This is a genomic window from Bradyrhizobium sp. 956_D2_N1_4 (genome assembly GCF_052076025.1).
GTDB lineage: Bacteria > Pseudomonadota > Alphaproteobacteria > Rhizobiales > Xanthobacteraceae > Bradyrhizobium > Bradyrhizobium barranii.
Genome location: NZ_CP197237.1, coordinates 9,115,618 through 9,137,962 on the forward strand (window position 1 = coordinate 9,115,618; position 22,345 = coordinate 9,137,962).

The 22,345-nt window shown below is 63.7% G+C and carries 23 protein-coding genes; 15 read left to right on the top strand and 8 right to left on the bottom strand.

Features of this window, described 5'->3' with window-relative positions:
• Positions 1 to 29: 29 nt before the first annotated feature.
• Both AB7535_RS43190 and AB7535_RS43195 read right to left on the bottom strand, forming a co-directional pair.
• Positions 30 to 497 carry a YbaK/EbsC family protein gene (locus AB7535_RS43190; protein ID WP_014491890.1) on the bottom strand — a complete coding sequence of 156 codons (468 nt, stop codon included), beginning with the start codon at positions 495 to 497 and terminating at the stop codon, positions 30 to 32.
• Positions 498 to 538: 41 nt separating this feature from the next.
• A complete protein-coding gene (locus tag AB7535_RS43195; protein WP_439037199.1) occupies positions 539 to 1,270 on the bottom strand; it encodes a haloacid dehalogenase type II in 732 nt (243 codons plus the stop codon).
• A 533-nt stretch (positions 1,271 to 1,803) separates the two neighbouring features.
• Here AB7535_RS43195 and AB7535_RS43200 point away from each other — a divergent pair.
• Genes AB7535_RS43200 through AB7535_RS43210 form a run of 3 tightly spaced genes read left to right on the top strand, consistent with a single transcriptional unit; the run spans position 1,804 to position 3,601 of the window.
• The gene (locus AB7535_RS43200) at positions 1,804 to 2,400 is read left to right on the top strand and encodes a superoxide dismutase (protein WP_028147969.1); all 597 of its coding nucleotides are present in this window, start codon (positions 1,804 to 1,806) and stop codon (positions 2,398 to 2,400) included.
• Between the two features lie 5 nt (positions 2,401 to 2,405).
• Positions 2,406 to 3,065 carry a hypothetical protein gene (locus tag AB7535_RS43205; protein WP_354113968.1) on the top strand — a complete coding sequence of 220 codons (660 nt, stop codon included), beginning with the start codon at positions 2,406 to 2,408 and terminating at the stop codon, positions 3,063 to 3,065.
• A 38-nt stretch (positions 3,066 to 3,103) separates the two neighbouring features.
• A complete protein-coding gene (locus AB7535_RS43210) occupies positions 3,104 to 3,601 on the top strand; it encodes a GlcG/HbpS family heme-binding protein (protein ID WP_085403385.1) in 498 nt (165 codons plus the stop codon).
• 98 nt (positions 3,602 to 3,699) lie between these two features.
• Here AB7535_RS43210 and AB7535_RS43215 read toward each other — a convergent pair whose 3' ends face one another.
• A complete protein-coding gene (locus AB7535_RS43215; protein ID WP_028147972.1) occupies positions 3,700 to 4,584 on the bottom strand; it encodes an amidohydrolase family protein in 885 nt (294 codons plus the stop codon).
• 330 nt (positions 4,585 to 4,914) lie between these two features.
• Between AB7535_RS43215 and ykgO the strand changes: the two genes are divergently transcribed.
• From ykgO to AB7535_RS43230, 3 genes are all read left to right on the top strand, one after another.
• The gene (gene ykgO / locus AB7535_RS43220; protein ID WP_006611362.1) at positions 4,915 to 5,040 is read left to right on the top strand and encodes a type B 50S ribosomal protein L36; all 126 of its coding nucleotides are present in this window, start codon (positions 4,915 to 4,917) and stop codon (positions 5,038 to 5,040) included.
• A 106-nt stretch (positions 5,041 to 5,146) separates the two neighbouring features.
• Positions 5,147 to 5,803, top strand: coding sequence for a tetratricopeptide repeat protein (locus AB7535_RS43225; RefSeq protein ID WP_094184308.1), 657 nt, complete (start codon positions 5,147 to 5,149; stop codon positions 5,801 to 5,803).
• A gap of 124 nt (positions 5,804 to 5,927) precedes the next feature.
• Positions 5,928 to 6,188: a hypothetical protein gene (locus AB7535_RS43230; protein ID WP_028147974.1), complete on the top strand. Its 261-nt coding sequence runs from the start codon at positions 5,928 to 5,930 to the stop codon at positions 6,186 to 6,188.
• A gap of 7 nt (positions 6,189 to 6,195) precedes the next feature.
• Here the strand turns inward: AB7535_RS43230 and AB7535_RS43235 are convergent, their stop codons facing one another.
• Entirely contained in the window at positions 6,196 to 6,378 is a 183-nt protein-coding gene (locus AB7535_RS43235) for a hypothetical protein (protein WP_063986707.1), read from the bottom strand.
• A 329-nt stretch (positions 6,379 to 6,707) separates the two neighbouring features.
• On the opposite strand from AB7535_RS43235, the gene AB7535_RS43240 reads away from it, so the two are divergent.
• Entirely contained in the window at positions 6,708 to 7,664 is a 957-nt protein-coding gene (locus AB7535_RS43240; protein ID WP_085403384.1) for an alpha/beta fold hydrolase, read from the top strand.
• Positions 7,665 to 7,782: 118 nt separating this feature from the next.
• Here AB7535_RS43240 and cycA read toward each other — a convergent pair whose 3' ends face one another.
• Positions 7,783 to 8,178, bottom strand: coding sequence for a cytochrome c-550 CycA (gene cycA, locus AB7535_RS43245; RefSeq protein ID WP_014491900.1), 396 nt, complete (start codon positions 8,176 to 8,178; stop codon positions 7,783 to 7,785).
• Between the two features lie 264 nt (positions 8,179 to 8,442).
• Here cycA and AB7535_RS43250 point away from each other — a divergent pair, with 264 nt between their 5' ends.
• A complete protein-coding gene (locus AB7535_RS43250; RefSeq protein WP_085403383.1) occupies positions 8,443 to 9,936 on the top strand; it encodes an FAD-linked oxidase C-terminal domain-containing protein in 1,494 nt (497 codons plus the stop codon).
• 26 nt (positions 9,937 to 9,962) lie between these two features.
• On the top strand, positions 9,963 to 11,126 hold the full coding sequence (locus AB7535_RS43255; protein ID WP_085403382.1) for an acyltransferase family protein: 1,164 nt from the start codon (positions 9,963 to 9,965) through the stop codon (positions 11,124 to 11,126).
• A 45-nt stretch (positions 11,127 to 11,171) separates the two neighbouring features.
• On the opposite strand, the gene AB7535_RS43260 is transcribed toward AB7535_RS43255, so the two are convergent.
• Complete coding sequence (locus tag AB7535_RS43260; RefSeq protein WP_094184315.1) at positions 11,172 to 11,657, bottom strand: putative quinol monooxygenase; 486 nt, start codon at positions 11,655 to 11,657, stop codon at positions 11,172 to 11,174.
• A 221-nt stretch (positions 11,658 to 11,878) separates the two neighbouring features.
• Here AB7535_RS43260 and AB7535_RS43265 point away from each other — a divergent pair, with 221 nt between their 5' ends.
• The 4 genes from AB7535_RS43265 to AB7535_RS43280 all read left to right on the top strand — a co-directional run bounded on the left by AB7535_RS43265 (position 11,879) and on the right by AB7535_RS43280 (position 16,361).
• On the top strand, positions 11,879 to 13,117 hold the full coding sequence (locus AB7535_RS43265) for an FAD-binding protein (protein ID WP_085403381.1): 1,239 nt from the start codon (positions 11,879 to 11,881) through the stop codon (positions 13,115 to 13,117).
• Positions 13,114 to 14,436: a glycolate oxidase subunit GlcF gene (gene glcF / locus AB7535_RS43270; protein ID WP_085403380.1), complete on the top strand. Its 1,323-nt coding sequence runs from the start codon at positions 13,114 to 13,116 to the stop codon at positions 14,434 to 14,436. The genes AB7535_RS43265 and glcF overlap by 4 nt, the downstream gene beginning before the upstream one ends.
• 68 nt (positions 14,437 to 14,504) lie before the next feature.
• Complete coding sequence (locus tag AB7535_RS43275) at positions 14,505 to 14,879, top strand: histone (RefSeq protein WP_071909499.1); 375 nt, start codon at positions 14,505 to 14,507, stop codon at positions 14,877 to 14,879.
• 450 nt (positions 14,880 to 15,329) lie between these two features.
• Positions 15,330 to 16,361 (top strand): TorF family putative porin, encoded by a 1,032-nt coding sequence (locus tag AB7535_RS43280; protein WP_071909500.1) that lies wholly within the window; start codon positions 15,330 to 15,332, stop codon positions 16,359 to 16,361.
• A gap of 255 nt (positions 16,362 to 16,616) precedes the next feature.
• Here the strand turns inward: AB7535_RS43280 and AB7535_RS43285 are convergent, their stop codons facing one another.
• Positions 16,617 to 18,380: an ABC transporter ATP-binding protein/permease gene (locus AB7535_RS43285; protein ID WP_085403379.1), complete on the bottom strand. Its 1,764-nt coding sequence runs from the start codon at positions 18,378 to 18,380 to the stop codon at positions 16,617 to 16,619.
• Positions 18,381 to 18,687: 307 nt separating this feature from the next.
• On the opposite strand from AB7535_RS43285, the gene AB7535_RS43290 reads away from it, so the two are divergent.
• Both AB7535_RS43290 and AB7535_RS43295 read left to right on the top strand, forming a co-directional pair.
• A complete protein-coding gene (locus AB7535_RS43290) occupies positions 18,688 to 20,352 on the top strand; it encodes an L-lactate permease (RefSeq protein ID WP_135214805.1) in 1,665 nt (554 codons plus the stop codon).
• A 242-nt stretch (positions 20,353 to 20,594) separates the two neighbouring features.
• Positions 20,595 to 20,993, top strand: a complete 399-nt coding sequence (locus AB7535_RS43295) for an META domain-containing protein (RefSeq protein WP_063985629.1) — start codon at positions 20,595 to 20,597, stop codon at positions 20,991 to 20,993.
• 135 nt (positions 20,994 to 21,128) lie between these two features.
• Here AB7535_RS43295 and AB7535_RS43300 read toward each other — a convergent pair whose 3' ends face one another.
• On the bottom strand, positions 21,129 to 22,340 hold the full coding sequence (locus AB7535_RS43300; protein ID WP_135214806.1) for a hypothetical protein: 1,212 nt from the start codon (positions 22,338 to 22,340) through the stop codon (positions 21,129 to 21,131).
• Positions 22,341 to 22,345 lie beyond the last annotated feature (5 nt).

Consider the following 22,345-nt stretch of genomic DNA (forward strand, 5'->3'; position numbering starts at 1 on the left):
GTGGTTCACGAGGACAGGCCGGAGCCGCCTTAAGGCCTGTGCTCGCAGACGTCGACCCATTCGGCCGCGGTGAGCTCCGCCATCCGCTCGGGCGTGATGCGCACGGCGCTGTGGGTCGAGCCTGCGGCCGGCACCACCACGTCGAACGCCTTCAGCGACACATCGCAATAAATCGGCAGCGGTGACTTCAGTCCGAACGGGCAGACGCCGCCGACCTCGTGGCCGGTGATCTCGGCAACCTCCTCCAGCCCCAGCATCTTCGGCTTGCCGCCGAACGCAGCCTTGACCTTCTTGTTGTCCATGCGCGAGGTGCCGGCGGCAACGATCAGGATCACACGCTCGCCGATGCGCAACGACAGGGTCTTGGCGATCCGGCCGGGCTCGACGCCATAGGCTTCGGCGGCCAGCGGCACCGTGGCCGAGCTGATCGGGGATTCGATGACGGAGATGTCGGGGGCTTTCTCGGCGAAGAAGGCGCGAACGGATTGAAGGCTCATTCCAAACAGCTCATTCCAGACTCATGGGCGGGCGGCGATGCTTAGGCGACCGTTGGCAGTTCCGAGAGCGCGCGGACACGATGATCCGGCGCGAACCCTAGCTCGTCCATCTGGGTCCGGATCGCCTTATACATCGTCAGCGGTGCCACGAGTTCGTTCTCGACGCAAGCCAGCGCCATCGCCTCGGGCGTCACACGTTCGATCCAGGCGACGTTCAGTCCGAACGACTTCGCGCCCGCGATATCCCAGGGATTGGACGAGACGAACAGAACCTCATCCGGCCTGGTGCCGAACACCTCGCCGATCAGCGTGTAGGCCTCTGGAGACGGCTTGAAGACCTTCTTCGCATCCACGCTGATGGTGGCATCGAGCAGACGGTCGAGCCCGGAATTGCGCACGAGCGCATTCAGCATGTCCGGACTGCCATTCGAGAGGATGGCGAGTTTTCGCGGCTTCAGCGCCGCAAGCGCGGCGGCTGCATCCGGATAGAGATCGAGATCCAGATATTTCTCGATCACCCGCTCGAACGCTTCGCCTTCATAGGCGAGGCCGAGCAGGCGCAGCGTATAGGCGAGCGAGTCGCGCGTGACGGCGGCAAAATCCTGGTAGCGCCGCATCAGCGAGCGCAACCAGGTGTATTCGAGCTGCTTGATCCGCCAGACCTGCGTGATGATCTCGCCATAGCCCGGAAAAGCATCCTCGGTGATCTCTGCGACGGACTGGATGTCGTAGAGCGTTCCGTAAGCGTCGAAGACGACGGCCTTGATGCTCATGGCTCGCTCCTTTGGGACTTTGCGGTGGCGCACGGACAATACCGAAACGGCCCGGTACTCGACAAGGTCGGAACCTTCTTCAAACAATCGTCACCCCGTCGACCTCGCGCAGCAGATTGACACTGCCGCCGGCAGGCGTTTAATTCAGGGTACGGGGATTTGCGATCTCCCCGCGAGGCGACATGCCCAAGTATCGCGTCCTGGTCACCAAGGACGCCGCATGTCTTCTTTCATCTCGATCTCATCAGAGAAATTGTCCCGTCAATTGGTGCCGCCAGCGCGCCGACCCTCGTCGATGTCCGTATCGACAAGGACCGCGCGGTCTATTTGCGCACTCGACAAGACGGCGAGCACCAAGAGCTAGCGAGCACACGGGGCAAGTCGGGGACGACGATGACGTGGAGGGCTCCATGACGACGAATACCGACCGCCGAGACTTCATCAGGTGCGTGGGGGCCGCCGCGGCATCGACCGCAATACTCGCGGGGACGCAAGCCCTTGCGCAAGCCAATCAGCCAACAGGAGCCAGGCCAATGACATACCAGCCCAAGCCGATGCCGTTCGATCCGAAATCCATTGCCGGCATCTCGGAGAAGGTGCTCGTCAGCCACTACGAGAACAACTATGTCGGTGCCGTAAAGCGACTCAACGCGATCGGAACGCAACTCGCCGAGCTCGACTTCGCGAAAGCTCCGAACTTCGTCATCAACGGCCTGAAGCGCGAGGAACTCGTCGCGTCAAACTCGATGATCCTCCACGAAATCTATTTCGACGGGCTCGGCGGTGCCGGCAAGCCGAGCACACCACTTGCCGACGCGATCGCGCGCGATTTCGGCAGCATGGAGCGGTGGCGCGCGGAGTTCTCCGCCATGGGCAAGGCCGAAGGCGGCGGCTCCGGCTGGGTGATTCTTTCTTACTCGCCGCGCGACAAGCGGCTGGTCAATCAGTGGGCCGCCGACCACACGACGACGCTGGCCGGCGGACGCCCAGTACTGGTGCTCGACATGTATGAGCACGCTTATCACATGGATTATGGCGCGGCGGCCGCGAAGTATGTCGACATCTACATGGAAGCGATCAAATGGGACAACGCTGCAACACTGTACGATCAATACAGGCGGGAAGCTTAGACGTCGTGCAAAAAACGAGCGTAGCGCTCTTAGGGGCGGCGTTGTTCCTATTGTTGGTTGAAGGAAACGCGATGGCAGAAACTGTAAATTTTGACAACGCAGCAACCGGCGCAGCGCCCGAAGGCTGGACGCTGACGATGACGGGTCGTGGCCAGCCCAAATGGACGGTCGAGGTGGAGTCGACGGCGCCAAGCAAGCCGAACGTCCTGAAACAATCCGGTCAGGCGACGTTTCCAGTGGCGCTCAGGAGCGGCACCAGCATCCTGGACGGGTTCGTCGAGGTCAAGTTCAAGGCGATCGCAGGCTCCGAGGATCGTGCGGCCGGTATTGTCTGGCGCGCAAAGGATGCCGACAATTACTATGTCGTGCGGGCCAACGCGCTTGAAGACAATGTTGTGCTCTACAAGACGATCAAGGGTGTTCGCAGCGCGCTCGATATTGTCGGCCGGAAAGGCGGCTATGGCGTCAAGGTATCGGTGCCGTCAGGTCAATGGCATTCCCTACGTTGCGAATTCGCGGGAAAGCTATTCAAGGTGACGTATGACGGCAAGCCGATGTTCGAGGTCGAGGACGAATCGATCAGGGACGCCGGCATGATCGGCTTGTGGACCAAGGCCGACAGTGTCACCGTATTCGACGACCTGACATACGGTGCGCTGAACTAGGTTAACATCGGCGTCGACCCTCTCACGTCGGAGAAACCATGCTCGCTCGAACCCTGCTTGCGGCCACCGTCCTGTTGATGCTCGCGCACCCGGCAATGGCGCAGGAGCCGCTCGCGACCTACAAATCCCTGAGTCCCGAGCTGGCGCTTGATCTGGCCCGGGCATCGCTTGGTGATTGCCGATCACGCGGGTACCAGGTCGCCGTCGCGGTCGTCGATCGCTTCGGGGGGACACAGGTGATCCTTCGTGACAGGTTCGCAGGTGCTCACACCGTTTCAACGGCCTCGGGCAAGGCGTGGACCGCAGCAACATTCCGTACCAGCACCACCGAACTGAATGCCGTCAGCCAACCTGGCATGCTGCAGGCCGGTATCCGCAATCTCCCCGGCACGGTCATTATAGGTGGCGGATTGATTGTCGAAGCGGGCGGTTCACTGGTCGGAGCCGTCGGTGTGTCTGGGGCGCCCGGCGGTGATGCTGACGAAGCCTGCGCCAGGGCCGGAATCGACGCTATACGCGACAAGCTGGAGTTTTAGGGCCGCCTTGCCCGCCTCAGCGAGGCCTTGAGCGCCTGAGCGTGAGGGCTTCGGCAACCGGTCGAAGCCCTCAATGCGCCGTGGCGATGAGTACGCGGCTAGATCCCCAGCAGCCTGCGCGCGTTGGCCTTCAGTACCTTCGGCCGGATCTCGTCGCGGATCTCGATCTTGGCGAAGTCCGACAGCCAGCGGTCCGGCGTGATCACCGGCCAGTCCGAGCCGAACAGCATCTTGTCCTGAAGGATCGAGTTGATGTAGCGCACCAGGATCGGCGGGAAATACTTTGGCGACCAGCCCGAGAGGTCGATGTAGACGTTCGGCTTGTGGGTCGCGACCGACAGCGCTTCCTCCTGCCAGGGGAAGGAGGGATGGGCGAGGATGATCTTGAGGTCGGGGAAATCTGCCGCGACGTCGTCCATGTACATCGGGTTCGAATATTTCAGCCGCATGCCCATCCCGCCGGGCATGCCCGAGCCGACGCCGGTCTGGCCGGTGTGGAATAGCGCGATCGCGCCGCCATTGTTGATCTCTTCGTAGAGCGGATAGGCCATGCGGTCGTTGGCGTAGAAGCCCTGCATGGTCGGATGGAATTTGAAGCCGCGCACGCCGTATTCCTCGATCAGCTTGCGCGCCTCGCGCACACCGAGCTTGCCCTTGTGCGGGTCGATCGAGACGAAGGGAATGAGGACGTCGAGATGGTCGGAGGCGATCTCCAGCATCTCCTCATTTTTGTAGCGGCGGAAGCCGGTCTCGCGCTCGGCATCGACCGGAAAGATCACCGCGGCGATGTTCTTGGAGCGGTAGTAGGCCGCGGTCTCCGGCACGGTCGGCGGATGCTTGTGCGGCGACTTGAAGTAGTCCGCCATCTGCGCCTGGAAATCGTCATAGCCGTCGTCGGGATGGGTGCCGCAGGGCTCCTCGGCGTGGGTGTGGATGTCGATGGCGACGACATCGTCGATGTTGGGCAGCTTCAGCTTCGGCATTGGTTTCCTCCCGACGGGTTGACGAATTGATTATATGATATAACGAATTTGGCAAGGCACGTCGTCGAAGCGAAGCCCCAAGTCGACAAATGCGTAGATCGGGCCGATCCGGCCGTTTCTACTTTGCTTTCTACTTTGCATGGGGTTGTTTTCCAGAATTTGCTGGCCCGGAACCGGGCAGTTAACATTGACATCCGGTCCTCCCATGCCTTAAGAACCGCCCCGTCCCGGGCGGTCGGTCCGCCAGCGGGAAAGATCTCATTTTGCCACATTCGCGCGTGCCGAAACGGTAGTGCCGAACACGGCCTTTCGAACGTTCAGGATTCTGCCATGAAGGTCCGTAACTCGCTGAAATCGCTGCGCGGTCGCCATCGCGCCAACCGCCTGGTCCGCCGCAAGGGCCGAGTCTATGTGATCAACAAGGTGCAGCGCCGCTTCAAGGCTCGCCAGGGCTGATATTGCCCTCGCGGTCGCCTCCGCGCGCCCCGCAAGACCACGGCTCACACGAGTTTGACGCCGCCTTTGCTTTGCAAGGGCGGCTTTGCGCGTTTAGACTTTGCGCATGGCAGTGAGATTCCTGGCAGTGAGCTTCCCTTTCGCACGCACCCTGTGTCTGGCCCTTGTGCTGGGCGCCACTGGCCTTACGCCAGCCCTGGCGCAGAAAGAGCTGCCTGCCCCTCCCGGCAAGGAACAGAAGAAGCTGCCGGAGGCGCCGGCCAAGCTGCCCAAGGTCGACCGCAGCAAGAATCTCGATTTCCTGTTCGGCGCGCTCAAGGCCGCGCCCGACGAGGCCAGCGCCAAGCATGTCGAGGCGCGGATCTGGGCGATCTGGATCCAGACCCCGAGCGACACCGCATCGCTGTTGATGGCGCGGGCCAAGACCGCGGTCGACGCGCAGAAGATCGACATCGCGATCAAGCTGCTGGATTCGGTCATCAAGCTCAGGCCCGACTACATCGAGGCCTGGAACCGGCGCGCCACGCTCTACTACATGCAGAATGACTACGGCCGCTCGCTTGCCGACATCCGCGAGGTGTTGATCCGGGAGCCTCGCCATTTCGGCGCACTCGCAGGCCTCGGCATGATCATGCAGGAGGTCGGTGACGAGAAACGTGCGCTCGAGGCCTACCGCAAGGCGCTGGCCGTCAATCCGCACCTCGAGAAGATCCCCGAGCAGGTCAAGGCGCTGACCGAGAAGGTCGAAGGCCGCGACATCTAGCGGACAAGTTGATCATTTCCCGAGTGATTGCAGCGTGCGCGGATTAACCACGATCACACGTGCGGCGTTCTCAGGGGTATTGTTGAAGCGCGCGCAGGCCTACCTGCATGGCAGGAGCACGGCCATGAAGCGTTTGATCTTTGCAGGTGTATTGCTGCTCGCGTCGGGCTCGGTGAGCCTCGCCGACGGCTTGTTCTGGGTGGTCGGCAATCGCGCCACCGGCAAATGCAACATCGTAACCAGCAATCCCGTGATCATCGGCGACATCTGGTTCGGCGACGGTCCCTACAAATCCAGGGCCGATGCCAAGCTTGCCCGTTCGACGATCCGCGCCTGCCCTGCGGTCACACCCGACGAGGAAAAGGACGAGGACGGAACGAACTAGCCTGCACTTAGTGCAGGACGCTACCGGCGCGCTCGACAAGGCCGTGATCGGCGGCCGCGGCGTAAGCCTTTGCAAGCTCCGTCTCGAGATGCTCGTTGATCAGAAGCAGTGCCCGCACTGCACCGCGCAGGTCACCGTTGCAGCTCGCCACGATCTCGTCGATCGCAGTGTCTTTGGATCTGAAGCTCATCGACATTCTCCGGTTCAAATCAGGACAAATCCTGCCGGCCTTTCCCGCATCCCCTTGGAGTTTGCGAGGAGGATCGGCGCCCACCCGCGCCTAGATGGCGGAACCGACCGTGGCGATTATATGGAAGCCGCGATGACGACTGCATGAAGCTGGCCCGAGGCTTGCGCGCTGCGAGGAATTCCATTGATTTTATTGCGTTTTTTCCTGCTGGAATTATGCACATATCCACAGCCCCGGCATTTCAAGTGGAGCGCGGGATCTCACGGCGCGAAACTGCCGCCCGCTAGTCTCGTAACTGCCAGGTGCCCTGGATCGCCCGGATTCTCCCCATGATTGTGATGTCAGTCGTGACCGCGCTGGTTCTGCTGGCGCTGGCCACGCAGGCCGGCGTCCTCGCCGTGCAACGCGCCTTTCCGCCCCAGGGCCGGATGGTCGAGGTCGACGGCGCTGTGCTTCACGTCGTCGATATCGGTCCGCGCGGTTCAGGCATGCCGATCGTGATGCTGCACGGCGCGAGCTCCAATCTCGAAGCGATGCGGCGTCCGCTCGGCGACCTCCTTGCCAAAGACCATCGCGTCATCCTGATCGACCGTCCCGGTCACGGCTGGAGCACGCGGATGCGGCGGCAGGATTCGACGCCAGAGATCCAGGCCCGGATGATTGACGAGGCGCTTCGTAAGCTCGGGATCGATCGCGCGGTCTTCGTCGTGCATTCCTGGAGCGGTGCGCTCGGCGCGCGGATCGCGCTCGATCATCCCGGCCGCGTCGCCGGTCTCGTCATGCTGGCGCCGGTGACCCATCCCTGGCGCGGCGGCGTCGGCCGCTACAACGAGATCATCGCAACGCCGGTGATCGGCCGGCTGCTCGCCTATACCATCACGCTGCCGATGGGGTATTTCGTTGCCGAGGCCGGCGCGCGCAGCGTCTTCCTGCCGCAGACCATGCCGGATGGTTTCGTGCAGGACTCCGCGACGCCGCTGCTGCTGCGCCCGCGCGAGTTCATCGCCAATGCCTATGATTTGGTGACGCTGAAGGAAGCGGTGACGGCGCAGGCTGCGCGTTATGGCGAGATCAAGGCGCCGGTCACGATCATCGCCGGCGAGCCCGACAAGACGGTGAAGACCGCCATCCACGCGCGTCCCTTCGCCGCGATGGTGCCGGGTGCAAAGCTGATCGTGCTGCCCGATCTCGGCCACATGGTGCAGAACGCTGTGCCGGATCTGGTGAAGACGGAAATCGAGACGATGATCGGGAAAATCGTCCCTGCGCAGGCGGCCGCCGATTAAGGCGTTTTCGAGCGAAGTGGATACCGGTTCGCGTGAAGAAAACGCGTCGAAACAAGAAGCCCGAGCTTCGGTTCTGACTCAATCAGAACCGAAGCTCGGGCGGCCGCCGTTCACGCGCTTACTGCTTGATTTTCCCGTCCTTGTCGAACTGCGCGACGAAGGCCCAGAGATTGTTGATCTCGTTCTCGTTCTTGATGCCCGCGAACGCCATCTTGGTGCCGGGGATCTTGGCCTTGGGGTCCTTGATGTATTCCTTGAACGTGGCTTCATCCCAGGTGATGCCGGAATTCTTGTTCGCATCCGAATAATTGTAGTCCGGTGCGGTGCCTGACTTGCGGCCGTTGAGGCCGTTGAGCTCGGGGCCGACCTTGTTCTTGGCGCCTTCGCCGATGGCGTGGCAGGCCAGGCATTTGTTGAACGACGATTTGCCGGCCGCAACATCCTGCGCCATCGCGGCGGGTGCGGTGGCAGTCACGGTGAGGATCATCAGTGCGCCAAAAGTCAGTTTTGTCATCGGGTGCTCTTCGTCTCTTCCCTGGTGGGTCTAGGCTGGTCGGTCTTGCCTGGTCGGCAAACGACGGACCCGCCGGTTTTGGCAGGCCCGCCCGGCTTGGACAAGCCGCGAAACCATGACAGGTTTCATGCTGCCCTACTTGTCCCAGAGCGAACTCGCCGAAGATGGCCGCTCCGACTTTCGGATGGCCTACCCAAACAGGCGCGGACGTGGTTGATTTGCCGCGATAATTTGATCGTGGGCTACGAGTCGGAAGGATATGTTATGGCCATCATGATGCCCGCGAGCGACCAGGCCGTGCTGGCGCGCCGCGCTGAGATCGTGGCTGCATTGCGCGCAATCGTGCCCGGCGAGGGCGTGATCGACAGCGCCTCCGAGATGCGGGCCTACGAATCCGACGGGCTGACGGCCTATCGGCAGCCGCCGATGGTCGTGGTGCTGCCCGACACCACCGAGCAGGTCTCGCTCGTCCTGAAATATTGTGCCGGGCAGGGGATCAAGGTGGTTCCGCGCGGCTCCGGCACTTCGCTGTCCGGGGGCGCGCTGCCGCTGGAAGATGGCGTGCTGCTCGGGCTCGGCAAGTTCAAGCGGATCCGCGAGATCGATTTCGACAACCGCGTCGTCGTCACCGAGCCCGGCGTCACCAATCTCGCCATCAGCCAGGCGGTCGCGCATGCCGGCTTCTACTACGCCCCCGATCCGTCCTCGCAGATCGCCTGCTCGATCGGCGGCAATGTCGCGGAGAATTCCGGCGGCGTGCACTGCCTGAAATACGGCATGACCACCAACAACGTGCTCGGTTGCGAGATTGTCCTGATGAGCGGCGAGATCCTGCGCATCGGCGGCAAGTCGGCGGAGAACACCGGCTACGACCTGATGGGCGTCATCACCGGCTCGGAAGGTCTGCTCGGGGTCATCACCGAGATCACGGTGCGCATCCTGCAAAAGCCGGAGACGGCACGGGCGCTGATGGTCGGCTTCGCGCAGGTTGAGGCGGCCGGCGAATGCGTGGCGCGCATCATCGGCGCCGGCATCATTCCCGGCGGCATGGAGATGATGGACAAGCCGGCGATCCACGCCGCCGAGGCCTTCGTTCATGCCGGCTATCCGCTCGACGTCGAAGCGCTGCTCATCATCGAGCTCGACGGTCCCAAGATCGAGGTCGACGAGCTGATCACGCGCGTCGAGACCATTGCGAATGCTTGCGGCTCGACCACCTGCCAGATCTCGACCTCCGAGGCCGAGCGCAATTTGTTCTGGGCCGGCCGCAAAGCGGCGTTTCCGGCCGTTGGCCGCATCTCGCCCGATTATCTCTGCATGGACGGCACGATCCCGCGCGGCGCGCTGCCGAAGGCGCTCGCCCGCATCCGCGAACTGTCGGAAAAGTACCAGCTCGGCTGCGCCAATGTGTTCCACGCCGGCGACGGCAATCTGCATCCGCTGATCCTCTACGATGCCAACAAGCCCGGCGAGATCGAGCGCGCCGAGGCCTTCGGCGCCGACATCCTGCGCGCCTGCGTCGAGTTCGGCGGCGTGCTCACCGGCGAGCACGGCGTCGGCATCGAGAAGCGCGACCTGATGCCGGAGATGTTCACCGAGATCGACCTCAACCAGCAGCAGCGCCTGAAATGCGCTTTTGACGCGCAGGGCCTGCTCAATCCCGGAAAGGTGTTTCCGACCCTGCATCGCTGCGCCGAGCTCGGCCGCATGCATGTGCACGCCGGGAAGGTGGCGTTTCCGGACATTCCGCGGTTCTGACGGTCGATACCCGGCATGGCGGCGACATGGCGGACGTTCGGATCAGTGTGACGAAAGAAGCGCCGGGCAGGCCGCTGGCGAAGTCGCGCCTGCTGTTCATCGACAACATCCGCTGGTCGATGATCATTCTCGTGCTGAGCATGCACGCAGCCGACACCTACAGTCCGTTCGGCAATTGGTACTATGTCGACCGGCGGGAGACCGGCTTCGGCACGGCCCTCTTCTTCGGCATCTATCAGAGCTTCCTCCAGGCCTTCTTCATGGCCGCGCTGTTCTTCATCGCCGGCTATTTCGCCGTCGGCGCCTTCGATCGGAAAGGACTTTCGAAATTTGCGCGTGATCGGCTGATCAGGCTCGGCTTGCCGACTTTGCTCTACATGTTGGTGATCGGCCCGCTGACGCAGTATTTTCTGTCATGGACTTGGGGCAAGGGCGGTTTCGGCCATCAATGGCTGACCCATCTGATGGACGGCGAATGGCTTTCCGAGACGGGACCGATGTGGTTTTGCGCGGTGCTGCTGCTGGTCTCGCTCCTCTATGGCCTGATCCGCCAGACCGGATGGCGGGAGCCCGAGGTTGCGCTGTGCGGCACGGGGATTGTTCTGTTCGTTGCGGCCATGGCGGCGTTCACCTTCGCCGTTCGCATCGCCATCCACGCCGATACCTCCGTGCTCAACGTTCACCCCGGCGATCTCCCGCAATACGCTCTCATGTTCGCAGCCGGCGCCGTCGGCTATCGCAGCAATTGGATGGTTGGGCTTGCCGAGCGCTCCTGTATCCGCTGGGGACTGCTCGCGCTGTCGCTCTCTGTGCCGCTGTTTGCAGCGCTCGTGCTGTTCGGGGGAGGCCTGCAGGGGGACACCGCGCTCTATGCAGGCGGCTTCAACGTCGTCAGTGCCGGGAAGTGCCTGTGGGAGGCGCTGGTCTGCGTCGGCATGGGTCTCTTGATGCTGGCCGTCTACCGCCGCTATTTCGACGCGCAAGGGCCGGTCGCCAAATGGCTCTCGGACAACGCCTTCGGCGTCTACCTGATCCATCCGCCGATCCTGGTCGGCTTTGCCCTGCTTCTGCACGCACTGCCGCTCTTCGCACTCACGAAGGCGCTCCTGCTGACCATGTTGGCCGCGATCGGCAGCTTGGCCGTCTCGGCACTGATCCTGCGCAGATCGCCGCTGCGCGCGATCATATAGTCGTATGCCGCGGTCCAGATCGAACCGCGGCATACGAGCTGGTGTTTACATGAGTGCGTATTGAGCCCGTTCGCGCTTCGCCAGCAGCGGCAGGGCTTCGCCGGCGATGCAGGTCTTGAAATGCGCGCTCTCCTGGTGCGCTTTGAACGCGGCCTCGTCGCGGAACAGCTCGTAGAACAGGAACTGGGCCGGATTGTCCCTGGCGCGCGAGATCAGGAACAGCTTGACGCCCTCCTCGCGCTGCGCCTCCGGCAGGAAGCGGTCGAGGATCGCGGCGACCTTGTCGGCCTCGCCGGGCTTGGCCTCCCATTGCGCGACGACGAGCAGGCCGCCGCCGTCGACGGCGTCGCTGAGGGATTTCTGCGTGGCATAGTGGTTCATGGTCCTTGCTCCTTGCTGCTGGGCTTGAGATGACGCCGCCGCCCATGGCGAGAGATAGATCGCCAGGACGGCTCCGAAGGCCCGGATCACCGACCTGCGGCTGAACGCTTCGTGGACGCGCGGCACCAGCCGCTGATGTGTCGATCGCATGCTTGTCTCCATCGGTTGGCCTCGATCGCGATCGGCGCAAGCTTGTAGCGAGGGCCTGCCGGCTTTGGTTCGCCGCTGGTCGAAGTGTCGATGTCGTGAACGCTTCGATCATGATCGAAGCGTCGTGGTCGCCCGTGCCGGATCCCCGACTGCACCGGCGCTGATCGCCGGCGTCACGCCGCATTTGATTTTGGCGGCGAATTTCGCTACCGCCTTTTCCCGTGGATACGCTCAGGGTCAGAGACGCCAAAGACGTCGAAGAGGTGGTGCGCGCGGCGATTGCCAACGAGCAGCCGCTCGAGATCATCGGTCATGGCAGCAAGCGCAGCATTGGCCACACAATGGCGACCAACGCCGTGCTCGACCTCTCCGCGCTGAATGCCGTCACCTCCTACGAACCCAACGAGCTGATCGTCACGCTCCAGGCCGGCGCCCCGCTGGCCGACGTGCTGTCGCTGATCGACGCCAAGAACCAGCAATTCGCCTTCGAGCCGATGAACACCGCGCCGCTGCTCGGCACGCCCGCGTTGGGTACCATCGGCGGCATGATCGCGGCCGGTCTCGCCGGTCCGCGGCGGATCAAGGCGGGCGGGGCGCGCGATCACCTGCTCGGGGCGCACGCCGTCTCCGGTTTCGGCGACAGCTTCAAGACCGGCGGCAAGGTGGTGAAGAACGTCACCGGCTACGACCTCTGCAAGCTGCTGGCGGGGTCCTGGGGCACGCTGTCGGTAATGACCGAGGTGACGCTCAAGGTGATGCCGAAGCCCGAAGCGGAGCGGACGCTGCTGCTGCGCGGGCTCGACGATGCCGTCGCCAACAAGGCGATGACCGCGGCGCTCGGCTCGCCCTTCGACGTCTCCGCCGCCGCGCATCTGCCGAAATCGGCCTTCCGGGCGAAGACCGACGGGCTGGGCGACATCGCCAGCCAGGGCGAAGCGCTAACCGTGCTGCGGCTCGAGGGCATCACGGCGTCCGCCGCGCACCGCGCCGGCTCGCTGCGCGAATTGCTGGCGCCGTTCGGAACCGCGACGCTGGTCGAGGATGTGGCCTCCGCCGCATTGTGGGCCACGATCCGCGACGTCCTGCCGTTCGCGGCCGGCGGTGCAGTTGGGGCCTGGCCGGTGTGGCGGATCGTTTGTCCGCCGGCTTCCGGCGCGGTGCTCGGGACCCAGCTGGCGCGCGAGACCGGCGGCGACATCATCTACGATTGGGGCGGCGGCCTGATCTGGGCCGCGCTGCCGCCGAAGGCTGACGCGCATGCCCCGGCCGTGCGCCAGCGTGCGGATGCTGTGGGCGGGCACGCCACGCTGATCCGGGCGGCCGAGGACGTCAGGCGCGGTGTCGACGTATTCCATCCGCAGGCGCCCGGCATTGCCGCGCTGAGCGATCGGGTCCGCGCCAGTTTCGATCCGAAAACCATTCTCAACCGGGGGCGGCTGACGCGGGGCGCTGCGGCATGAAGACCGAATTCTCACTGGCGCAGCTCGCCGACCCCGACATCGCGGAAGCCGACAAGATCCTGCGCGCCTGCGTCCATTGCGGCTTCTGCACTGCAACCTGTCCGACCTATGTGCTGCTCGGCGACGAGCTCGATAGCCCGCGCGGCCGCATCTACCTGATCAAGGAGATGCTGGAGAAGGACCAGACCCCGACGGCCGAGGTGGTCAAGCATGTCGACCGCTGCCTGTCGTGTCTGTCCTGCATGACGACCTGCCCCTCGGGGGTGAACTACATGCACCTCGTCGACCAGGCCCGGGTCAGGATCGAGCAGCGCTATCAGCGGCCGCTGACCGAGCGGCTGTTGCGCCAGGTGCTGGCCTTTGTCCTGCCGAATCCGCAGCTCTTCCGCACCAGCATGTGGCTGGCGCGCCTCGCCCGTCCGCTTGCCGTATTCCTGCCGACGCCGCGGCCGTCGGCGACGCCCGGCCTGATCCAGCGCCTCAAGGCGATGCTGGCGCTGGCGCCGAACCGTCTGCCGTCGCCCGGCCCGCTCCCCGGCAGCGTATTCGCGGCACTCGGCAAGAAGCGCGGCCGGGTCGCGCTGCTGCAAGGCTGTGCCCAGCAGGTGCTGGCGCCGCGCATCAACCAGGCCGCCATCAGCCTCCTCACCCGCCACGGCATCGAGGTTGTCCTGGTCCGGGACGAGCAGTGCTGCGGCGCGCTGACCCACCATCTGGGCAACGACCAGGATGCGTTGGCGCGGGCCCGCGCCAACGTCGCGGCGTGGCGAAAGGAAGCGGCCGGCGAGGGGCTCGACGCCATCCTGGTGACGGCCTCCGGCTGCGGCACGGTGATCAAGGACTACGGCTATCTCCTGCGCGAGGACACGGCGTTTGCCGCCGATGCAGCGCAGGTGTCCACGCTCGCCAAGGACATCACCGAATTCGTTGCCGGCCTCGAGCTCGCGACCACTACGCGACAGGACAATATCGTCGTCGCCTATCACTCCGCGTGTTCGTTGCAGCACGGGCAGAAAATCACGGGCCTTCCGAAAGAATTGCTTTCCAAGAATGGATTCGTGGTGAAAGATGTGCCGGAGAGCCATTTGTGTTGCGGCTCGGCGGGGACCTACAACATTCTCCAGCCCGAGCTTGCGGGCCGGTTGCGCGACCGCAAGGTCGCCAACATCGCAAGCGTCAAGCCGGACATGATTGCCGCGGGCAATATCGGCTGCATGGTGCAGATTGCCAGTGGCACGTCAGTTCCGGTCGTACACACGATTGAGCTTCTCGATTGGGCTACGGGCGGGTCGCGGCCGGCATTGAATGCCTCGAGCTAGCCTTCGTCCGGAGGTGACGGCTGAAGACGCCCGATCGACCATTGTTCGGCGGCAACAGGAGGACCACGATGGCGAAAGCGAAGAAGAAAAAAAGCAAGAAGGCCAAAAAGGCCAAGAAGGCTGTAGCGGCGAAGAAGACCGCGAAGAGGGCAGCCAAGAAGTCCGCGAAAAAGTCTGCCAAGAAGTCTGCGAAGAAATCTGCCAGGAAGGCCGCCCCGAAGAAGGCCGCCAAGAAGGCTGCGAAGAAGTCGGCCAAGAAGGCTGCCAAGCCGGCTGCACCGAAGAAGGCCGCAAAGAAAGCGGCGCCGAAGAAGGCGAAGGCAGCTCCTGCGCCGAAGCCCTCAGCGCCGGTGGCGGCTCCGGCTCCGGAGCCCGCCGCCGAGACAAGCTGGGCGATGCCTTCGTCTTCTGCGGAGCCGACGCCGGCCGAAGGGCAGGGTTAGGCCCCGAGGGGCTCCCACGGTTAGGGTCCAAGTCAGGTCCAAGGTGAGGGCCAAGGCTGGGTCCATCCCGACGACAACGACCGACAACAGGAAGGCCGCGGCGGTGATGCTGCGGCCTTTTTGCATCGGCACAATGGTCGCCGCCCGGTTGTCGTTTCTCGCGTCAGTCCGATTCGTGGCACAGGCACCACTGCACCGGCGGCTCCCGTATTAATCCGGGCGGCTCTGTGCACTTTGGAATGAAAATAATGTGATCGAGAAGCAACACAGGCGGACAACCTTCTGTAGAATCGTCAGAACGCCTAAAAAGTCGGCAGATGCTCGTGATTTTTGCTTCACGGTTCGCATCCTCCCATCCAGATTGTCGCGGTAACGAAATTTTGCAGACACGTCGTACGCCCGGGGGGCTTCCGGGAAACCGACTGGGTAGAACTGGTGATGGGGATCGAAATGAAAAAAGTGGCTTTGTTGGCAACGGCGCTGGCAATGGTGACGGGTTCGGCTTTCGCGGCAGACATGCCGGTCAAGGCTCTGAAGGCCCCGCCGCCGCCCGCCTTTGACCCCTGGGATGTCGCCTTCGGCGCCGGCATCATGAGCGATTACATCTTCCGCGGCGTTACTCAGTCGAACCACAACCCGTCGGTCGCCGCCTATTTCGAGCCGCGCTACAACGTCAACAAGGACCTCCAGCTCTACGTCGGTGCGTCCGCGGAGAGCATCTCGTTCCCGAACCGCGCCGCGGCTGAAGTCGACATCTACGGCGGTATCCGCCCGACCTTCGGCATGTTCGCCTTCGACTTCGGTATCTGGGGCTACCTCTATCCGGGCGGAAGCTGCTTCGGTTCGCAGGGCACCCTCGCCCAGGGCAATTGCGGCACCGGCCTCGACAATTCGCAGGGCGCGATCGGCCTTCCGATCAACGGCAACTTCGCCAAGAAGGACGCAAGCTTCTACGAAGTCTATGCCAAGCTGAATCTCAACATCAACGACCAGTGGGTCGTTGGCTTCAACGAGTACTATTCGCCGAACTTCCTGAACCTCGGCGCCTGGGGTAACTACGCCTCGATCACCGCCAAGTGGACCGCGCCGAGCACCACGTTCGGTGCCAGCGGCGTCGGCATGTATGTGTCGGGTGAATTCGGCCGTCAGTGGCTCGGCACCTCCGACATCTTCTACGGCATTGCCGGCGACCCGCTGTACTCCAACGGCATCAAGGAGCCGAGCTACAACACCTGGAACGTCGGCGTCGGCTTCACCTACAAGGTGTTCACGCTCGATCTGCGCTACTACGACACCGACCTCTCGAAGGGTAACTGCAACGCCTTCACCAGCGACTTCTCGGCCACCAACTCCAGCCCCGGTTTCGTGACGCCGATCAATGGCGGCGCGAACGCGGCCACGGCGTTCGGCTCCAACTGGTGCAGCGCGGCCGGCGTCGCCAAGCTCTCGGTCGACCTGACGGCGATGACCAACCTGAAGTAAGTTTCTTCCCGAGACGACCTAACGAGGGCGGCAGAGCAATCTGCCGCCCTTTTGCTTTGGGCTTGGGCTCGTCTGTGAGAGCGCTCGGCCTGCATGGTTCGACACGCGCCGCCAGGCGGCGCTCCTCGCCATGAGGGTCGAGGATCTTGCCGCGATTACAGACCTCATCCTGAAGAGCCCGCCGGAGGCGGCGTCTCGAAGGGTGGCTGCAACGAAGGTCCTACCGAGGCTAGCCTCAGGCTTGGTTGTGTCACCTCAGCTCGCCGCGGTCGGCTCCGCCTGGGCCGGCTCGCCGTCCTTGCCGAGAACGTGGATCTCGCCGTCCTTCACCAACGCCACCTTGCGGGTGTGGAAGGCGTCGAGCGTCGAGCGGTGGCCGATCGAGACGATGGTGGCCTGCGGCAGCTTCTCCGCCAGCAGCCGGTACAGCCGGGCTTCCGATGGTTCGTCCAGCGACGCCGTGGCCTCGTCGAGGAACAGATAATCCGGCACGTGCAGGAGGGCGCGCGCGAGCCCCAGGCGCTGCTGCTCGCCGAGCGAGAGCGTCCTGTTCCAATGACCGTCCTCGTCGAGTCGCTCGGCCAGCTTCGGCATGCCGACCGCAATGAGTGCGTCCCGGATTTTCTCCGGTGCGACGGCGCCATGTTCTGCCGGGTAGATGACCGCGTCGCCTAGCGGGCCGATCGGGAAGTAGGGGCGCTGCGGTAGCATCATCAGCTTCGATTTCCCGGGTATGGCGATGGTGCCGGTGCCGAACGGCCAGACGCCGGCGATGGCCCGGAAAAGCGTCGACTTGCCGGAGCCCGACGGCCCGGTCACCAAGACCCGCTCCGCCGGTTGGATCGTGAAGGCATCGGCTGCGACCAGAGGCGCACCGTTCGGTAGCTTCACGAGCAGCTGCTTGAGCGCGATCGCCGTCGTGCTGCCGGATGGTGCAAGGCCGATGGTCGGCTCATGCGTCGGCGGGTGTGCGGCCGAGGCCACCGACATCTCGAAGCCGTCGAGACGGGCGACGATCGCGCGCCATTCCGCCAGCGCCCGGTAGGCCACCACGAAGAACGACAGCGCACCCTGGACGCTCGAGAAGGCCGATGCCGTCTGCATCATGTCGCCGAGCTGGATCTTCTTGGCGAAGAAGGCTGGCGCCACCAGCACGTAGGGAAAGATCACGGCAGCCTGCTGATAGCTCGCCGTGAACGCGGTGAGGCGCTTGGTCCGGCTCATGATGGCGTACCAGTTGCCGATCACGAAGCCGAAGCGACGGAAGAGACCGCCGCGTTCGGCGCCCTCGCCCTTGAGCAGCGCGATCTGCTCGGAATTCTCGCGGACGCGGACGAGGTTGAAGCGAAAGTCGGCCTCATAGCGCTGTTGCTCGAAATTGAGATTGACCAGCGGCGCTCCGATCCAGTGCGTCAGCGCGGTGCCGAAGATCGCGTAGATCAACGCGCCCCAGCACAAATAGCCGGGGATCATGAGATCGGTGCCGAACAGGTGCAGCGGCGCGGCGTTGGACAGGCCCCAGAGGATGATCACGAAGGAGAACAGCGTCACGATCGCCGAGAGCAGGCCCAGTCCGATCGTCAGGGTCTGCTCGACGAAGTTCTTGACGTCGTCGGTGATGCGCTGGTCAGGGTTGTCGGCCGCATCGCCCTTGAGCTGCATGCGGTAATGCGTGGAGCCGTCGAGCCATTCGCGGAGATAGTGTTGGGTGAGCCACTGCCGCCAGCGGATCTGGAGCCACTGGTTCAGGTACAGCTTGTAGACCGCCAGCGCGATCGCGGTGAAGGCGAGGCCGATGAAGATCCAGATCTGCGTGACGAAGGCGTCCCAGTCGCTGTTCTGGAGCGCGCTGTAGAACCGGTTCTGCCACTGGTTCACCAGCACGTCGATCGCGACCAGCGCCAGCTCGATTGCGATCACGGCGGCGAGCAGGCCGCAGCCTGCCCACTTGTCCTCCGAGCGGAAATAGGGGACGGCGATTCGCCAGACGATCGCGAGCGTGGCGCTGATGTTCTTCACAGAGCTCTGTCTCCTGAGGGGATGTGCACAACGGCCATAGGCCAAATGGCTGTGGCAACGGCAGAAAGCGCTTAGACTAAAGTCGCAAGTTCATCAATTTGCGTTGGCTTGTCGCAGCTTGCAACCCTAGCATGGGTACAACGGCGCGGGGTGGGGGCCTCCGGGACTTCGCGGGCTTGTGAGCGGACGGGAACCGCCGCACTCGCGAGGAATTCGCGTCCAGCTCGGGGGTTATCGCTTCCAGCGTCAAGCAGGTTCGGCTGTCCACGCGGGCCGCCTGCCGCAACAGGCGTGGGGGAGGAAGACCATGTGGAATCAAGTCTATGACCCGCTGCACAGCCCGGTGCTGTCGACGATCGCGGCGGCAATACCCGTCGTCACGCTGCTGATCCTGATCGCGAGCGGTCGCGTCCAGGCCCATATTGCTGCAATCATCGCCGTGATCGTGGCCAACCTGATCACGATCTTCGTGTTCACCATGCCGGCGAACATGTCGATCCGCGCCTCGATCCTCGGCATCGTGACCGGCTTCTTCCCGATCGGCTGGATCGTTCTCAACGTCATCTTCCTCTACCAGGTGACGGTCACCACCGGGCGCTTCGAGCTGCTCAAGCGCGCGGTCGGCGGCGTCACCGAGGACCGGCGGCTGCAATTGCTGCTGATCGCGTTCTCCTTCGGCGCGTTCTTCGAGGGAGCCTCGGGCTTCGGCACGCCGGTCGCCATCACGGGCGCCGTGCTGATCGGGCTCGGCTTCTCGCCGCTCGCGGCCTCCGGCCTGTCGCTGATCGCCAATACCGCGCCGGTCGCTTTTGGCGCGCTGGGCACGCCGATCCAGGGTCTTGCCTCGGTCACCGGGCTTGATCCCTACATCCTCGGCGCGATGGTCGGACGGCAGTTGCCGATCTTCTCTCTGATCGTGCCGTTCTGGGTGGTGTGGGCGTTTGCGGGTTGGAAGGGCATGAAGGACGTCTGGCCGGCGATCCTCGTCACCGGCGTGTCGTTCGCGGTCCCGCAATTCGTGATCTCGAACTTCATCAATCCCTGGATCGTCGACATCGGGGCGTCGCTGATCTCGATGGGCGCGCTGATCCTGTTCCTGAAGGTGTGGCAACCCAGGCAGCTCTGGTTGTCGCCGGCGCTGCGCGGGAACGATGAATCGGCCTCCACCATGGCTGCGGCCAAGCCGCTCGACAAGACGCCGCTGACGCAGAGCGAGCTGTTCAGCGCGCTGCTGCCGTGGATCATCGTCTGCATCGTGATGCTGGTCTGGGGCAATGGCGGCTTCAAGACCTGGGCGAACTCGATCTTCACCTGGAACTATCCCGTTCCCGAGCTGCATCAGATGATCAACAAGATGCCGCCGGTCGCGCCAGGGCCGACCAAAGAGAGCGCGGTGTTCGGCTTCACCTACCTGTCCTTCACCGGCACGGGCATGCTGATTGCCGCGATCATCTCCGGCTTCCTGATGGGTGTCGGTCCCGGCAGGCTGCTGATCCAATACGGCCGCACCATCCGGCTCTGCGCGATCTCGCTGATCACGATCTCGGCGATGCTCGCGATCGGTACGCTCACGCGGCTCTCCGGCGTCGACGCAACGCTCGGCCTCGCCTTTGCCGCAACCGGCGTGCTCTATCCCTTCTTCGGCACGCTGCTCGGCTGGTTGGGCGTGGCGCTGACGGGATCGGACACCGCTTCCAACGTGCTGTTCGGCAATCTGCAGAAGATTACGTCCGAGCAGCTCGGCCTGTCGCCGATCCTGATGGCTGCGGCGAACTCGTCCGGCGGCGTGATGGGCAAGATGATCGACGCGCAATCGATCGTCGTCGCCTCCACTGCCACCAACTGGTACGGCCATGAGGGCACGATCCTGCGCTTCGTGTTCTGGCACTCGATCGTGCTGGCCTCCCTGGTCGGCCTGTTCGTGACGTTGCAGGCCTATGTCTGGCCGTTCACGGCGATGGTGCTGAAGTAGCAGGTCACGCCTCGCTTCAACGCAAATCCCCGCAGGGCTTCGCTGCCTTGCGGGGATTTTTGCATCTAAAGCATGATCCGGAAAAGTGCGAAGCGGTTTTCCGAAAAGATCACGCTCAAACAACAACCTGAAGCGCGATGACGATTCGTCCCAATCTCATCGCGCTTTAGCCTCCGCGAACCTTCTCAACAGCGCCGCCGTCTTATAGAACGTGCCGCAAATCAGGTCGGTCGAGAGGTCTCATGGTTTCGCTCAAGCAGATGGCGTGTTTGGCGGTTGCAATGCTCGCGATGTCCACGCTCGCGCGTGCCGAGGACGGTTTTCCGTTCGGTACCGAGATGACGCTGGAGGCCCTGCCGCAGCCGGGCTCGAAGCGGATTCCGAACATCGAGATCGGCGACAATGGCGAAGTCGTGCTGGAGCTCTGGTGCAAGGGTGGCAAGGGCCAGTTCTCGGTCGCCGGCAACACGGTGATCTTCGTCCCCGGCCAGATCCAGGACCGTTCCTGTCCGCCGGCCAGGGCGCAGGCCGACGACGAACTCGTCGCGTCGCTCAGCAGCGTCGAGACCTGGAAGCGTCAGGGCGACGTACTGACACTGATCGGTCCCAAGCCGCTGCGCTTTCGCACGACGGGGAATTGAGGCGCGATCGCTGTCGTGCCCCGGCTTGACCGGGGCACCCAGTACGCCGCGGCCTCTCGATTCAACCACAACTGTCTCGGAGTACTGGATCGCCCGGTCAAGCCGGGCGATGACGGCGAGAGTGGGTGTCTACGCCTACTTCCACACCGACTTGTCGGCGTCCCAGCGCTGGCCTTTCAGCTCTTTCGCGAGCGCTTCGATCGAGCCGTTGTCGTCGGGCTGATCGCCTTCCTCGTCGGCCGAAGCGTCGTCCGAGAGATTGAGCTTGGCGCCGCTGCTCTCATCGGCGGTCGTGGTCGAGGGGCTGCCGATCCAAAGCATCAGTTTGTCGGTCGTGCCGGGCTTGTCGGGCGAGATGAGGCCTGCAACCTCGATCGTGTCGGTGAGCTCGAGTGCCGGAAAATCCTGGTTCGGCCGCTTGAAGACGAGCTTGAGCTTGCCGGTGGCCGGGTTGAAGCTGTGCGAGACCTGCTTTGCCGCAAGCGTCCGGCTCATCACGCCGGCGACGGCTGAGGCGAGCTTGTCCCGGCTGATCTTGTCGCCGTCGCGCCAGTCGGCCGCGGGAAAGCGGATGGTGCGGTCCATCTCGGTCATGCCCGCGGTCCAGCCCGCCGCGGTGACGCCGGGCATCGCCTTGAACTTCGCCAGCAGCGCGCCGGCGCGTTCCGGATCGACCGACATGTTGATGGTCTGCTCGCCGGCACGCAGCGCGTCGCAGCCGACGGTCAGGCTCGCCAGCGTCACCTCGACGTCCTGGCCCTTCAGGCTCTTCAGGAACTCGGTCGCCGCATCCAGCTTGACCTTGACCGCGATCGCTTCCGGAGAGACGTCGGTGAAATCCTTCGGCTGCGGCGTGATGCCGTCGTCGGAGGTCTGGTTGTCCTGAAATTCCTTCTCGCTGAGATCGGAATTGTCGGGCGAGGTGACCTCGGTCACGGCCTGGCCGATCGCGATCTGGCCGCGGAACTCGAACGTGTCGCCGGACTGTTTGCGCAGCAGCTTGACGGTGACGGGCGCCTTCTCGCCGAGGCTCTGGGTCGTGCCCGTCAGGTTCTGGCCCGCGACCTGGAGATTGACGACGAAGCGGTCCTTGCGGTCGGAATTCTTTGCGACGGGATAGCAGACGTCGAGCACGGCCGCCGTCACCGTCTTGCCCTGCCGCGTCTCCTTCAGGATCACGTCGGCATTGCCGTCCATCAGGCCGTCAATCGAGGTGAAATAGCGGGTCTCCGTCCCGCCCGGCGCCGTGGCCTTCGGCGACAGCTTCATCTGGGCCGATGCGACATCGGGCGAGACGGCAAGCAGGGCCGCCAAAAGGGCTGTCGAACAAACCAGAAGCGCACGCATCGATG

What these genes read in the sequence shown, in the direction of transcription:
- AB7535_RS43275 (WP_071909499.1), top strand. Translation starts at nt 14,505, where the DNA reads ATGGCGAAAGCGAAGAAGAAAAAAAGCAAGAAGGCCAAAAAGGCCAAG.
- AB7535_RS43190 (WP_014491890.1), bottom strand. Translation starts at nt 497, where the DNA reads ATGAGCCTTCAATCCGTTCGCGCCTTCTTCGCCGAGAAAGCCCCCGAC.
- glcF (WP_085403380.1), top strand. Translation starts at nt 13,114, where the DNA reads ATGAAGACCGAATTCTCACTGGCGCAGCTCGCCGACCCCGACATCGCG.
- AB7535_RS43280 (WP_071909500.1), top strand. Translation starts at nt 15,330, where the DNA reads ATGAAAAAAGTGGCTTTGTTGGCAACGGCGCTGGCAATGGTGACGGGT.
- AB7535_RS43260 (WP_094184315.1), bottom strand. Translation starts at nt 11,657, where the DNA reads ATGCGATCGACACATCAGCGGCTGGTGCCGCGCGTCCACGAAGCGTTC.
- AB7535_RS43290 (WP_135214805.1), top strand. Translation starts at nt 18,688, where the DNA reads ATGTGGAATCAAGTCTATGACCCGCTGCACAGCCCGGTGCTGTCGACG.
- AB7535_RS43230 (WP_028147974.1), top strand. Translation starts at nt 5,928, where the DNA reads ATGAAGCGTTTGATCTTTGCAGGTGTATTGCTGCTCGCGTCGGGCTCG.
- AB7535_RS43200 (WP_028147969.1), top strand. Translation starts at nt 1,804, where the DNA reads ATGACATACCAGCCCAAGCCGATGCCGTTCGATCCGAAATCCATTGCC.
- AB7535_RS43255 (WP_085403382.1), top strand. Translation starts at nt 9,963, where the DNA reads ATGGCGGACGTTCGGATCAGTGTGACGAAAGAAGCGCCGGGCAGGCCG.
- AB7535_RS43235 (WP_063986707.1), bottom strand. Translation starts at nt 6,378, where the DNA reads ATGAGCTTCAGATCCAAAGACACTGCGATCGACGAGATCGTGGCGAGC.
- AB7535_RS43210 (WP_085403385.1), top strand. Translation starts at nt 3,104, where the DNA reads ATGCTCGCTCGAACCCTGCTTGCGGCCACCGTCCTGTTGATGCTCGCG.
- AB7535_RS43240 (WP_085403384.1), top strand. Translation starts at nt 6,708, where the DNA reads ATGATTGTGATGTCAGTCGTGACCGCGCTGGTTCTGCTGGCGCTGGCC.
- AB7535_RS43215 (WP_028147972.1), bottom strand. Translation starts at nt 4,584, where the DNA reads ATGCCGAAGCTGAAGCTGCCCAACATCGACGATGTCGTCGCCATCGAC.
- AB7535_RS43250 (WP_085403383.1), top strand. Translation starts at nt 8,443, where the DNA reads ATGGCCATCATGATGCCCGCGAGCGACCAGGCCGTGCTGGCGCGCCGC.
- AB7535_RS43300 (WP_135214806.1), bottom strand. Translation starts at nt 22,340, where the DNA reads ATGCGTGCGCTTCTGGTTTGTTCGACAGCCCTTTTGGCGGCCCTGCTT.
- AB7535_RS43225 (WP_094184308.1), top strand. Translation starts at nt 5,147, where the DNA reads ATGGCAGTGAGATTCCTGGCAGTGAGCTTCCCTTTCGCACGCACCCTG.
- ykgO (WP_006611362.1), top strand. Translation starts at nt 4,915, where the DNA reads ATGAAGGTCCGTAACTCGCTGAAATCGCTGCGCGGTCGCCATCGCGCC.
- cycA (WP_014491900.1), bottom strand. Translation starts at nt 8,178, where the DNA reads ATGACAAAACTGACTTTTGGCGCACTGATGATCCTCACCGTGACTGCC.
- AB7535_RS43195 (WP_439037199.1), bottom strand. Translation starts at nt 1,270, where the DNA reads ATGAGCATCAAGGCCGTCGTCTTCGACGCTTACGGAACGCTCTACGAC.
- AB7535_RS43295 (WP_063985629.1), top strand. Translation starts at nt 20,595, where the DNA reads ATGGTTTCGCTCAAGCAGATGGCGTGTTTGGCGGTTGCAATGCTCGCG.